General features: G+C 31.9%; 11 protein-coding genes and 2 tRNA genes. 2 read left to right on the top strand and 11 right to left on the bottom strand.

Going from position 1 to position 12,945, the window contains the following annotated elements; genetic code table 11:
- Positions 1 to 155: 155 nt before the first annotated feature.
- The 4 genes from J2T59_RS07350 to J2T59_RS07335 all read right to left on the bottom strand — a co-directional run bounded on the left by J2T59_RS07350 (position 156) and on the right by J2T59_RS07335 (position 3,048).
- On the bottom strand, positions 156 to 755 hold the full coding sequence (locus J2T59_RS07350; protein WP_259135286.1) for a DUF2953 domain-containing protein: 600 nt from the start codon (positions 753 to 755) through the stop codon (positions 156 to 158).
- A gap of 67 nt (positions 756 to 822) precedes the next feature.
- Positions 823 to 1,215 carry a GerW family sporulation protein gene (locus J2T59_RS07345; protein WP_259135285.1) on the bottom strand — a complete coding sequence of 131 codons (393 nt, stop codon included), beginning with the start codon at positions 1,213 to 1,215 and terminating at the stop codon, positions 823 to 825.
- Positions 1,216 to 1,303: 88 nt separating this feature from the next.
- The gene (locus tag J2T59_RS07340; protein ID WP_259135284.1) at positions 1,304 to 1,462 is read right to left on the bottom strand and encodes a hypothetical protein; all 159 of its coding nucleotides are present in this window, start codon (positions 1,460 to 1,462) and stop codon (positions 1,304 to 1,306) included.
- A gap of 704 nt (positions 1,463 to 2,166) precedes the next feature.
- Positions 2,167 to 3,048, bottom strand: coding sequence for a stage II sporulation protein M (locus J2T59_RS07335; RefSeq protein ID WP_259135283.1), 882 nt, complete (start codon positions 3,046 to 3,048; stop codon positions 2,167 to 2,169).
- Positions 3,049 to 3,474: 426 nt separating this feature from the next.
- On the opposite strand from J2T59_RS07335, the gene J2T59_RS07330 reads away from it, so the two are divergent.
- Complete coding sequence (locus J2T59_RS07330) at positions 3,475 to 5,400, top strand: cache domain-containing protein (protein ID WP_259135282.1); 1,926 nt, start codon at positions 3,475 to 3,477, stop codon at positions 5,398 to 5,400.
- Positions 5,401 to 6,897: 1,497 nt separating this feature from the next.
- Here the strand turns inward: J2T59_RS07330 and J2T59_RS07325 are convergent.
- The 7 genes from J2T59_RS07325 to ilvE all read right to left on the bottom strand — a co-directional run bounded on the left by J2T59_RS07325 (position 6,898) and on the right by ilvE (position 12,705).
- On the bottom strand, positions 6,898 to 7,062 hold the full coding sequence (locus tag J2T59_RS07325) for a hypothetical protein (RefSeq protein WP_259135281.1): 165 nt from the start codon (positions 7,060 to 7,062) through the stop codon (positions 6,898 to 6,900).
- Positions 7,063 to 7,278: 216 nt separating this feature from the next.
- Positions 7,279 to 8,208 (bottom strand): tyrosine-type recombinase/integrase, encoded by a 930-nt coding sequence (locus J2T59_RS07320; protein WP_259135280.1) that lies wholly within the window; start codon positions 8,206 to 8,208, stop codon positions 7,279 to 7,281.
- A 57-nt stretch (positions 8,209 to 8,265) separates the two neighbouring features.
- Positions 8,266 to 8,338 (bottom strand) — tRNA-Gln (locus tag J2T59_RS07315).
- Positions 8,339 to 8,421: 83 nt separating this feature from the next.
- Entirely contained in the window at positions 8,422 to 9,513 is a 1,092-nt protein-coding gene (locus tag J2T59_RS07310) for an OBG GTPase family GTP-binding protein (RefSeq protein ID WP_259135279.1), read from the bottom strand.
- 69 nt (positions 9,514 to 9,582) lie between these two features.
- On the bottom strand, positions 9,583 to 11,526 hold the full coding sequence (locus J2T59_RS07305; RefSeq protein WP_259135278.1) for a molybdopterin biosynthesis protein: 1,944 nt from the start codon (positions 11,524 to 11,526) through the stop codon (positions 9,583 to 9,585).
- Positions 11,527 to 11,529: 3 nt separating this feature from the next.
- Entirely contained in the window at positions 11,530 to 11,760 is a 231-nt protein-coding gene (locus tag J2T59_RS07300; RefSeq protein WP_259135277.1) for a sodium:proton antiporter, read from the bottom strand.
- A gap of 72 nt (positions 11,761 to 11,832) precedes the next feature.
- Positions 11,833 to 12,705: a branched-chain-amino-acid transaminase gene (gene ilvE, locus J2T59_RS07295; RefSeq protein WP_259135276.1), complete on the bottom strand. Its 873-nt coding sequence runs from the start codon at positions 12,703 to 12,705 to the stop codon at positions 11,833 to 11,835.
- A gap of 159 nt (positions 12,706 to 12,864) precedes the next feature.
- Here ilvE and J2T59_RS07290 point away from each other — a divergent pair.
- A tRNA-Arg gene (locus tag J2T59_RS07290) sits at positions 12,865 to 12,939 on the top strand.
- Positions 12,940 to 12,945: the final 6 nt, after the last annotated feature.

Raw genomic sequence — 12,945 nt, 5'->3', positions numbered from 1 at the left:
TTGTTTTTGTTTGTTTACCAAAAAAACACAGGGGACTTATCCTTTTTATAATATTAGGTTGAAGTGGTAATGGAAAATAGGATTTCTACAGAGCCGGATATATAGGATTTTTACTTTTTAATAATAAAATTTAGTAAATGGCACTGTTTTTATAGTTATCTGGTCATTAAAATCTTCCATATAGATTTCCATAAATCTCTATTTAAAAAAAAGCTAACAAACCCTGGAATTATTTTATAAATTTGTATTTGAAATATAATTATACCTTTGTAGCCAAATACATCACTATTAAAATTCGGGTTTATCCCTAAGTAACTTTTTTGTGCCAGTTGCTTTAGAATAGCAGCAAGTGAATATAAATAACCACATAATAAGCCAGTTAGAAAAGGATCTTTAAGACCAAATTCTAGATCTATCGAAATATTATTGATACGTGTTTTTTTTAGCAAGGATTTTGCTAGTTTGCCTGATGGATATAGTAAATTTTTCACAAGTGGAATAAGTGTTTTAATATCTTCTTGATCATAATGAGTCTCTATTTTAGTATCAGTTGGCTTTTTCTCCCCTTTTGACTTGGGAGGACTAATTCTATTAAATTTAAACTTGTAAGAGATAAATAAAAACTTAATTTGAATATAATTGTTTATTGTCTGATTTTTTCTTCTAACATTAATCACTAAAGTAATTGGAGTTATAATAAAAAATAAAAATATTATCACAAAAAAAGATAATACATAGAATAAAACTGAAAACATATTAAGAAGAATCTCAATTATTAGCCGACTTTCTCTTTAAGATGAAACTTTTTCATACCAAAAAAACTTAGTGTTCATCGACACTAGATTGGTCTTCTTTCTTTTCTTTTTGGTTGGTCTTCTTTCGTTTAAGACGTTCCATAATTTCTGGAGCATTTTCTATCAAAATACCTAGATCTGTTTTTTCAGATATCCTAAGTAATCTAACTTCCTCATCACTAACAACAAGGAATCCTATTGGATCTAATTTCGCTCCTGCTCCGCCTCCACCACCAAAGTCGGATGCCGTTTCTTTCTTATTTGCATCTGTGCTACCCCCACCACCAAAGCCAAACGATACTTTAGTAATTGGTACAATTGTTTTATTTCCAGCTTGTATTGGATCACCAATAACTGTTTTTGTAGTAATTAGTTTCTCTAGATCCCCTGAAATATTTTTAATTAAGTCCTCCAAATCCATTTCTACCACCTAAAAGAATAATAACCTTATATCAATAATAGTAACAATATATACTTAATATTTATCTTATCTAAAAGTATTAACGTCCTTATTTTTTAGATTTTGAATTGATTTTTACTCCCCTATAAATTCCCTTTCTTTCATAATCACCATAACCACGGTGATGTTTTTTTGCTTTTGTTTTTTTTAACTGTGCTTCAAATAATTTTTCAATATCTTCTTCCGTAGAATCATCACTTTTGCTCATACTATAAATTAACTATATAGCAACTATTTAATTTTTAGTTTTAATTATGAAAACAATTACTATTACCTAAAAATTTTATTGCTATAATTAATAGTGCTGCCATTGCAATACGTGGGCCTCTGATAGGATTCATACTTTTTAATTGAGTAACAATTATGGCAAGATAGTCTGCAATCCAATGACCAAGTATTTTAATTTATTCTTCCAAGTTACTTTCTTATTTTGCCTATAAAATGAGTCTATTGATAGTGATGTCTTATGAATATACAATCCATGATCTGTAATTAATTTCTTTGATATGTATCTTTTGCACCAAGTTCATGACTCATGTGAATTAGATTTGCCTAGCATCTGTTTTTGATGAGGGAATAGATATTAATTTATGCAACAAGTGTTGCAACTGAATTAAATGATATTTTATTAATTGCTGTTACATTTATTGTTCACTACATTTTCTTGGAAATAATCAAAACATATAACGATCAGACACATGTTGCTTTTTGCTGAGTCTTATGATTAATTATAAGCTTAGCGAGATTATTTGTAAATTGCATACAGAAAATTTTAACTGTCGAATAAATAAAGACATTATTGAGCAATATGAAATTATTTCCAAGCCGTCAAAGATAGTTATCAACTTATATCAAAATTTTGTTTTAGGGAGGAATATTAAAAATAAATAAAACTTGAAACATAGATTTCTTTTAGCTAATTAAATTATTTTCTATGATTTTGTAATAGTTTTCTAATGCCAGTTCAACCATTGATGGTGTATAGTTTACTTCGATAAATGCTGCAATTGATAGGAGCACAAAACCTACTATTAAAAATGTCCATAGATGAGATGATAGTAAGAATTCTTTTGATATGCTGTTGACTACTTTTACATCTCCTAATAAATTATGGAAATTATCATCAATAAATAAATCATTTTTAATTAATTCATTTGACTGTATCTTTGCAAATTTATATCCAATTGCTATTGCAAAAAATATCACTGGTAATTCAATCAATCCATGTAATATTATAGAAGATGTAAAAAAAACCATAGCATGGCCAACACCAAATAAAATTCCTTCTATCCCCATAGCATTATAACCAATAATTGCGTTATTGAAGTTGATATAGGTAAATAAAATTCCAAGTAATGTTCCATTTGCAAATAAAACCAGTAATGGAACAATAAATGGTAAAATATATGAAAACAATCTGTGCTCTTCTTTTGTATATGCAGAATAATGCCATATGGAATTATCTGATATCTCTTTGTGTTCATCTGCTATTTTTGTTGTTTCATGAATATCTGGTTTTACCTTAAATATAATATATTTAGATATATCATATAAAGGCCTAAGTATTCTTTCGATAACAAGTGAAAATTTAAGATAATTCGTTTTTTCTTTTTTGATCTTAAATTCATTTAACATAATTGAGTGTATTTTCAGTATAAGTGCTGACCCTGTACATGCTACTATCATTGCAATAGTATTGTACAATATAATTGATGCAATAAGAGATGTATATTGTGCTGTAACAGTTACTTTTGCTACTGATGCACTTGCTGTCTCTGTAATAGTATAACTCACTGTTTCAGGTTGTGAGAAAAAAAATATAGATATCAAATATACAAATGTGCTAATGATTACTGCAAGTAGTGTAAAATATATGAAATATTTCACTGACCATTTTATATCAACAAGTTGTACTTTAAAATCATGTTTATAGCGCATTGATAATAGTTAATTAAGATTACTCGTTGCTATAAATATTTTCATTAATATATGATTAAACTTCCATTTATTAATAATATTTATGAGTTATTAGATATTGCCAATAATATTAATAAGATTACTAAATTTATGAATACTAGTCCGTGTTCTCATAACTTTTTTTCCTAAACTAAAAATGCAATTAAAGTAGAATAACCATTTATTAGGTTTACATAAACTTACCACGGTAAATAATTTAAAAAGATATTTATATAATACAGTTTTCGTTAAAAAAGGTATCACATGAATAACCGTTTACTTGTTGTATTTTCTGCAATCTTTTTGATATTGATATTTAGTTTAACTGCTGTTAGTGTGTATTTTCAAAATAATATTGTTGATTCCCAATTAAGTGATATCTCCCACAACATGGAAGCAAACATTGATAATAGAATGGAAGCGCAACTTGATAAGGCTGAAATGTTGCTTATAACAATCTCTGAAAATGAAGAATATCAATATCTTTTCGCTGAAAGGGAGCGTGAAAAACTATATTATAAACTATATCAAATAAACAGACAATTAAAAGATCGTGGAGTGTCACAATTCCAGTTCCATTTACCAAATTCTACATCCTTTTTAAGGTTGCACATGCCAGATACTTATGGTGATGACCTTTCTTCTTTTAGAGAAACTGTAAATCGTGCAAATAGTGACCTTACTACCACAAGTGGGTTAGAGGAAGGAAGAGGAGGACTTGGGTTTAGAGTAGTAACCCCTATATTCTATGAGAATGAGCATATAGGTTCTGTTGAAATTGGTCAAAACTTTGATCAAATATTCCTCAACAATCTGAAAAAGGATTTTGGTGGAGAATACTTCATTTACATTTTCGAGCCTGAAAAAACTGTTTCCTGGTTAGATTCACCAAATACTGAATACCTTGCAAGCACAATTGAAAAAGACCCTTTACCTATATCTGAAAATGAATTAGCAAAATTAAAAGAGATGAATACACTCCATTATCAGCACCATAATGAGTTGGTAATATTAGTTCCGTTCACTGATTATAGCGATCAACCACTTGGATACGTAAAAGCCATCATACCAATAACAGAGATTAATGACTACTTAACTACCAGTATAATATCTACATTAATATTGTCTTCAATCATTTTATTGTTAAGTTTATTTGTTGCCTTAGTTCTTTCAACAACTATAACAAAGAAATTTAATATTGAGAAAGAATTGAAGCAAAGTAAAAACCTGAAAGATGGAATCTTTGAAGTGATCCAAGATGCTGTCTGCATTATCGAATCCGATATGACCATCAAAGATGTTAATAAAGTTATGGAAAAATGGTACAGCAGTAAAATGCCATTAATTGGAAGAAAATGGCATGAAATATTCCAAACTTATGAAGAAAAATCGAATGAATGCTCGGGTATTAAAGCATTTGAAACAAAGCAAATGTGTTCTGACATCGTACCAATAAGGTGCGTTGATGCAAATGTAGAATGGATAGAATTGTTAGCATATCCTATCATTGATGAGGATGATAAGGTCACCAAGGTAGCAATATTTTTGAGAGATATTACACAACGCAAAAAAATAGAAGAATATGACAGAAGTCAGACAATCATTAAAGAAATTCATCATCGTGTTAAGAATAATTTGCAGGTGATTGCAAGTCTACTCAATATGCAGTCCAGATTGTTTAAACATGATAAAAAAGTCCAAAATGCATTCGAAGATAGTCAAAGACGTATCATTTCTATGTCTTTAGCACATGAAAAATTATACAGTACTGAAAATGTTGCAAGCATCGAAATTTCTGATTACGTTGAGAGTTTAGTAAGTAATATTTCTCAAATGTATAACAATATTGACAAAAAAATAAAAACCGAAACTGTTGTAACTAAAAACTATCTTGACATGGATAAAACAATACCAATAGGATTAATCATCAATGAAATCATTACCAATTCGTATAAGCATGCATTTACTGGTAAAGATTCTGGAAAAATCAAAATTTCATTTGTGCAAGTTGATGATGCTTATGAATTAGTGGTTCAAGATGATGGTATCGGTATTCCAGATAATCTTGATTATGATAATATGAAATCATTGGGGTTAACAGTGATTAATCTACTAGTAAAACAATTAAATGGAAAAATTGAAATGGACAGATCAAATGGAACCACTTATACTATTGTTATTCCAAAATGAAAAATATCTTTTTTATCTCCTAATAGCATTCTATATTAAAGTAAAGGCACTCAAAGTTGATGATAAAAATAAATTCTTCTGAAATTTGCTATTTTTGCAACACTGTAAAATAATATACCTTGTGAAACAGGGAAATTATGCGATATAATGAAAGGTTGAGTATTGGCATTAAGTGTATGAAGCAAAAATCCCTGTTTCAAAAGCACTTCAATATAAACCCCAGCATTATATAACATTATTATTTTTGATAATATTCATTATCTTATAGGTTTATGATAAATTATATATGTGCTGATGTTATTTTTTTTAGTAAAAATAAAATTATTCACTCTTTACACTAGAAAAATAATTTGAAATAAAAAAAAGAATTGTTGACCATATAGATGATCGAGCATAGGTTCAAACATGATTTGAATTTGACTGAAAATATCAAAGCAGTAGATGCTTAAAATCTCATAAAGTGTACACAACAATATTTTAAATTTTTTAACTTTTGTTGCTGAACAAAACTAGTTCAACACGACTTGTATTTATCAACAAAGATAATGTTTATTACCCAGAAAACATCATTTTTGTATAAAGACCAATATTATAAGAAGTGTAAGTAGTAGTTTCCAAACATAGAATACTTACCTATTAAATATTGAAGCAAGCACCTCTTTGCATACATCATCACCCTTTTGGCTATAAGGGCACGACTGCTACTTACACTAACAACTCATTACTTTTTATTTTATGCTAGTTATACTAAATAATATATCAAAACTCAAATCTTTGAGAAGAATCACTAAAATGTAGTCCTGAAATAGTCCAAATAGGACTAGTTATGTTCCTATCTCAAATGAAAAAAGAAAAATCCGATTGGGATTATTACAGTACTACATTTTTTGTTATTCTGATAAATTTGAGTAGAACAAGAAGTGAACTATTATTGGTTCCTAATGCTGTTAATATTACCTATAAAAACAATTAAAATACGTAACATTGGATGATAGAGATATTATATTAAACATTGAGTAAAAGAGTGTGGAAATATTTGATTAAGTGATTAAAGCACTAACCAATATCATGTGAATATTCCATGTAAATAAATAAAAGGACTTTAATTATTCGGATTTATCCAAACCTTCTAATAAGTACAAGAAAAACAGGATGAATAAAAAGAACAATGAAAACAATTCTTGCCAAATAAATCCTAAGAAACCTAAAAATCCTAAGAAGCCTAACCATCCATATTGACTTAAATTTGATAATTTACCCATATTTTGACCATATAAAAATTAAATTTAGACATATTTAGTTTTTTTGTTTCATACCAATCAAATATTACCAAACAAGCATTATCAATCTAAAAAAACAGTTGATATGGGATATTTTGTTCTGATAAAATATCGTTATTCAATTAGAGTTGGTTGTGTCACTATTTTTAGCACGTCACAAACCCTTAAAGGATTCGTGTCATCTAAGAATGTTTATGTGAATCATTAAAAACTTAATTCAAATAAACCTTTCTTCAAGCATATCATATACTTTGTTTGAAACCTTCTTGATATCTCCATTATCGTTATTATTAACAGAATAAACAATATTAGAATCAAAATCATCGAACTCTACCATTAGTCGCATGATCTCACCAACGATAATGCTTCCATGCTGTTTCATGTTACTATGACTTTTCTGAGACAAAATCAGGGAACATTGAGTACATGTTTTGTCATTTGCTCTTAGTATATTGTTACATCTAGGACATGTGGTTAGTTTGATATGACGTTTATCAGCAACTGTGCTGATACCATATTTAGCATATATTCCGTCATTGATCTGCTGATCAGTGTAATTCGCATATACTTCGAAAATACGTGTACTGCCACGACTCCATCAAGCCCTGTGCTTTATTTCCTGCTCGGTCAAACCATCTAATATCCAGTTTATTATAGCATAATGTCGAAATGCATGTGGATTTACTCTCTTTTTCACACCTGCCTTTGCTCCAATGCGTTCAAGTGCTTTCCTGAGTGTGTTATATCCCATTGGCTTACCATCAAGAGAAAGTGATGATGAACGGTTATTCAAAACCCATAAAGGTGCTTCCGGATTGTTTTTCTGTGGATGCATTGAAATCCAATGTTCAAGGTATCCAGTAGACCATGTCAGTGGAATACCACGTGCATCTGCGGTTTTCTTACTTTTGGAGGTTTTTGAGATGTAGATCTTTGCAGCAGTATCGTTCAGTTGTACATGTTTTATTTGGCAACTGCCTAATGCTCCTATCCTCATCCCACCATCAGCAAGTACTGCTATCAATGCCTTGTTCCGTGGATTATTCGAACAAACCGCTAGCATCCTATCAATTTCTTCACTGGTCAAAACTTCATGTGGTTGTACTGTGGAATCAATAGATTCCAATTTCAGTCTACTATACCATCTCATATTCCCCAATTCTGTTTCAGTAGCATTCAATGGATTTTCATCCACATACCACCCATAGAATTTTTTGACGAATTTCTTATAGTTTCGAATAGTCCCCTGTTTCAGTAACAAAATAATATCAAAATCGTATTGATCAATCTCATGCAAGTCCTTCTGAATACCCAGTTCCTGCATATGTTCCAACAGTCTCTTAGCAGTATTGACGTACGATAGAATAGTAGATTTCCTAATACCTGCTCGTCTACAACTTAAAACAAATCTGTTCATCAGATCCAGATTTGCCGCACTGTCGGTCGACTTTTTGAACCTCAGTGTAGAAAGATCATAAGAGTGGTCGAAGCGATGAGTATCATCAACGCTTCTGCTTTTGTTTTCCATGTCCCTTTACCCTCCATTAGAGCATTTAAGGGCACAGGACTCTGGACATTCAGTCAGTAGTCCCGGGCGGATTCGAACCACCGTCTCGGGCTCCAAAGGCCCGAAGGATTGACCACTACCCTACGGGACTGCTTTTCTCACAAATATCAATAATATTACTTATAGTTAATTGTTTTAACTAGTTCTTAATCATAAGTGACTATTGATTAAACATCATTTTTGTATAATTAAAGTCAATATATCTTCATCTTCCAGTTCATGCTCTAGGCCTGCTCTTTGACCTGGGTGTTTTGCAGAGTCTCCCCATACTTGAGCATATCTAAACTTATCTTTGAAATCACGGTGAAGTTTATCACATACATCACTAATTTTAGATCCTCTTGCTATTATTAAAGGTTCGTCCATATCAGCGGGTTCACCTTGGGGTTTCAGGTATACTCTTAAAAAATCAAGTGAATTGAAAATAGACTTTTTGACTTCTTCCAAGTTAATTTCTCTATCAGCTGAAATGAAAATTGCTTCAGGAAATTGTTCCTTTGCTTCTATCAGCATGTTGTCTTCCGCCATATCAACTTTATTTACAACAGTAATTGATGGGATGTATACACGGTTACCCATTACTGAGTCAATTAATTGATCTACGTCTATCTTCTCCCTTATGAGAACATGTCCGTTATGAATCTTATATTCACCCATTATATCCTTAATCAAATCCTCAGAGAGATCTAAGTCAACAGTACTATTTACTGAAATTCCTCCTCTATCTGCTTTCTTTATAATAACATCAGGAGGTTTTGAATCAACTCTTATACCTGCATCATACAATTCTTTTATTAAAACTTCTCTGTGATTAAGTTGGAATACATCTAATAAAAATACAACTAGATCGGAGTTTCTTACAACTGAAATTACTTCTTTTCCTCTACCCCTCCCACTAGATGCACCTTTAACAAGTCCTGGGACATCAAGAATTTGTATAGTGGCGTGATTATATTCCAAAACTCCCGGTATCACATCAAGCGTTGTAAATTCATATGCACCTACTTCAGATTTTGCTCCTGTTAATTTATTGAGAAGTGTGGATTTACCTACTGAAGGAAACCCTACAAGAGCAACTGTAGAGTCGCCTGATTTTTTTACAGAATAACCATCTCCACTCGATTTTGAAGATGCTTTTTTCTCTAATTCTTCCCGAAGACGAGCTAGTTTTGCTTTAAGTTTCCCTATGTGGTGAGACGTAGCTTTATTGTATGGTGTGTCTCTAATCTCAGCTTCTACAGCCTGTATATCATCATGTATGCCCATCTAAAGTACACATCCTAAAATAATAAACACTATGTTCTAAACGTAACTAAGTTACTACTAATGAGCAACTCAAATTATAACATTTTTGGATGAATCTTCCTCAAAAATATCTATAATTTCGCCTGTCCTTTTGTATGTATATAGTCCCTCTGGCAATGAGTGACCAAACTCATCAGAGTTTAAATATTTAATTATCTTATCTACTTCTGGAGTCTTAAGCAGTTTTTTTGGAATCACAAAGTCAAATTCTTCCTCTGCAATTGGAACGTAACGAAGGCCCAAATCATCAGCAATATATTTAGGGGCAAAAGTAGCATCTACTGAATCATCTAATACTAAGTTGCAGGACTCTAGGGCACTTTTAGACTCAGAATCATACCCAATAATCGAATTCAAAAATGAATGGAAATCTAACCCATTATTTAATGAGAAGTTTTTAACACATATATCAAAAAGTTTTCGTGTTCCTGAACCCCCATTTCTGTTGCTAAACCTTTTATTAGGTAAGTCTTCAATACTATAAATCGTAGAACTAGGTTTTACAATTAAACCCTGGCTTCTACGATAACCTTTCACTAGTACTGAATCATAAAGACCCATCTGTTGCATCATTTCTACGTTATAACCAGATTCAAATGGCATATTTACACAACCAACATCTGCCGTACCTGTTGAGATTGAACTAAAACCACCAGATGATGAGCTATTAATAATTCGTAAGTTCAAACCTGTTAACTTTTCAAGTATATCAAGACCTTGACATAGTCCCCCAGCTATCAATAAATCTGGTTTCTCAGATGTATCAAATAAAGTTACTTCTAGTTTTTCACCCATATGAATATGTTCAGTTTCTGCATTTACTTCAATGAAACCATCTGCCTGAGATAAAGTAGTGATTGCACCTGAACCCTTATCAGCAGGATACAATTTATCCCTAATAATACCTACAGGTAATAGTTGATGCCTGCCTCCCGATCTGATACTAGAACCTGCAAATGCTACAATTCTATCAATTTTATAACTTTTCATATCACCCAAACTTTTTTTGATAAAGGGTGCCACAAATTCTTTGAATATCATTAATGCAGAAGTAGGATTCCCGGGAAGCCCAATAACAACTTTTTCTCCAATCTTGCCAATTACCACCGGTTTCCCTGGCATGATGTTTATTCCGTGTGCAAGAATATCCCCTTCTTCTCCTATTATCCGATACATTATGTCCCCTGACCCTGCCGATGTGCTCCCAGAAGTTAACACCAGTTCACATTCATCAACCGCTTTTTTCAAAATTGATCGCATTTCCAACCAATCATCTTTAACAGTCCCATACATATGAGGAGTGCCTCCAACCTCCTTTACAGCAGAATATAAAGAATAAGAATTTGTATCGTATATCTGCCCCATTGAAAGAATTTGTCCGGGGTTAACAAGTTCATCTCCAGTCGATATAATGCCAACATTTAATTTTCGAACGTTTACTTCCCTTTTACCAGTAGCTGCTAGTAATCCAATATCTCTTTGCCTGATTTTTTCTCCAAGTTTTACAAGTTTTTGTCCTCTGAGAATATCAGAACCTACTGACATCACATTTTCCTTTTGATAAACTGGTCGATACACATAAAGATAATCGCCTTCTACATGAGTATATTCAACCATCACTACTGCATCGGATCCTTCTGGGATAGCAGCACCCGTAGAGATTTCTACTGCTTCACCTGTAGATATTTCATTTTTTGGGATAGTGCCTGGCTCAACTGAAGGATAAACTAGTTTAAGTTTTATTGGAGAAGATTCTGAGGATTTATAGGTATCTCTTGCTTTTACAGCAAAACCGTCCATTAATGATTTATCAAATGGTGGAACATTAATGATAGAACTAATATCTTCATTTAAAATCGAACCTTCACTATTTTCAATCAAAATTGGACAGGAAGTATAGCTACATCCAAGATTTAGAAATAGATTTTTTGCTTCATCGACTGTTATAAGGTTTCTGAACTCTTTACGCTGCATTTTTTATTCATCTTTTAGGTATTGATTCAATTTATTGTTCAAATAGATTAGCCTGTAAGAAACATAGCCAAGTCCACATAGATAAATTATCCAGGTGATTATTGAAAGAATTCTTAGTTCCGGGATGGTAGCTATTGCTTCAAAAACAATAATTATCGTAGCCGGCATTAATATCAATACCACGATTAAAGAGTCGTTAAGATGTTTAATATTTTCTATCATCCGCTTATCCATTTACTTCACCTCAAGACTTTCTGAATTCTACTTAGAAATAAAAAAAAAATTATTAAATTAGTAAGACTTACTTTAAATTTTAGTCCCGTTTGATCTAGTATGTTCTGCAAAACTATCAGCTACTTGTTTTGTTATTGGACCAACACTACCGTTACCAACATTTCTTCCATCTATAAGAGTTATGGGGGCCGCCTCAGCAGCTGTACCGGTAACAAATATTTCGTCTGCTGTATAAAGATCAAAAAGTGAAATATCTCTTTCCAGAACTTCATAGCCTAGTTTTGAAAGTATTTCAATCGCAACACTTCTTGTAATACCTTTCAAGTTGTTAATAGTTGGTGGCGTCAATATTATTCCATTTTTTATACAAAAAACATTATCCCCAGATCCTTCTGATATAAATCCCCTTGAATCTAAAAATATGGCTTCATCTCCACCCTTTTCATTAGCTTCGATTTTAGCGAGGATATTGTTCAAATAATTCAGTGACTTTATATTAGGTGACAACGCATCCGGAGCATTTCTTCTAACAGCTACAGTTACGGCTTTTAGCCCTGTTTCATATAAGTCACCATACATAGCATCCCATTGTTGAGTTATTATGAACACGTTAGGACTTTTACATTTCCTAGGATCTAGCCCCAAGTCACCTGTTCCTCTTGAAACTATAGGTCGTATATAAGCATCTTTTAGATTGTTTTTTCGGAGTGTTTCAAGTATAGCCTCTGACATTTCATCTTTACTTAATGGAATATTAAGTGCTATTGCCTTTGCTGAATCATAAAGACGATCAATATGTTCTCCTAGTTTGAACACTCTTCCATTGTAAGCCCGTATTCCTTCGAACACACCATCTCCATATAAGAACCCATGGTCATAGATTGATGTTGTTGCTTTAGATTTTGGTACATAATCACCATTCACATAAATTAATAACTCAGTCATAAGTTGCCCTCTAATAAATGAATATACTTTAATAACTCTTTGATGTTTATGACATTATATATGTATATTTATTGTTACGTAGGAAAATAAAAAAATTCACACAAAAACCTTTTATGTATAAACAGCTATTTCGTACACCACAGTATAGTACCAATTGCTGGTCCCGTGGCTTAGCCAGGATATAGCACCGGGCTTCTAACCCGGGGGTCGTGGGTTCAAATCCCACCGGGTCCGCTCTTC

The organism is Methanosalsum natronophilum (assembly GCF_024808815.1).
Lineage (GTDB): Archaea > Halobacteriota > Methanosarcinia > Methanosarcinales > Methanosarcinaceae > Methanosalsum > Methanosalsum natronophilum.
This window is presented reverse-complemented; position numbering and strand designations above follow the sequence as displayed.

Bases quoted from the DNA above. Each gene is read 5' to 3' on its own strand.
- J2T59_RS07350 (WP_259135286.1), bottom strand. From the start codon at position 755: ATGTTTTCAGTTTTATTCTATGTATTATCTTTTTTTGTGATAATATTT.
- J2T59_RS07345 (WP_259135285.1), bottom strand. From the start codon at position 1,215: ATGGATTTGGAGGACTTAATTAAAAATATTTCAGGGGATCTAGAGAAA.
- J2T59_RS07340 (WP_259135284.1), bottom strand. From the start codon at position 1,462: ATGAGCAAAAGTGATGATTCTACGGAAGAAGATATTGAAAAATTATTT.
- J2T59_RS07330 (WP_259135282.1), top strand. From the start codon at position 3,475: ATGAATAACCGTTTACTTGTTGTATTTTCTGCAATCTTTTTGATATTG.
- J2T59_RS07325 (WP_259135281.1), bottom strand. From the start codon at position 7,062: ATGAAACAGCATGGAAGCATTATCGTTGGTGAGATCATGCGACTAATG.
- J2T59_RS07320 (WP_259135280.1), bottom strand. From the start codon at position 8,208: ATGGAAAACAAAAGCAGAAGCGTTGATGATACTCATCGCTTCGACCAC.
- J2T59_RS07310 (WP_259135279.1), bottom strand. From the start codon at position 9,513: ATGGGCATACATGATGATATACAGGCTGTAGAAGCTGAGATTAGAGAC.
- J2T59_RS07305 (WP_259135278.1), bottom strand. From the start codon at position 11,526: ATGCAGCGTAAAGAGTTCAGAAACCTTATAACAGTCGATGAAGCAAAA.
- J2T59_RS07300 (WP_259135277.1), bottom strand. From the start codon at position 11,760: ATGGATAAGCGGATGATAGAAAATATTAAACATCTTAACGACTCTTTA.
- ilvE (WP_259135276.1), bottom strand. From the start codon at position 12,705: ATGACTGAGTTATTAATTTATGTGAATGGTGATTATGTACCAAAATCT.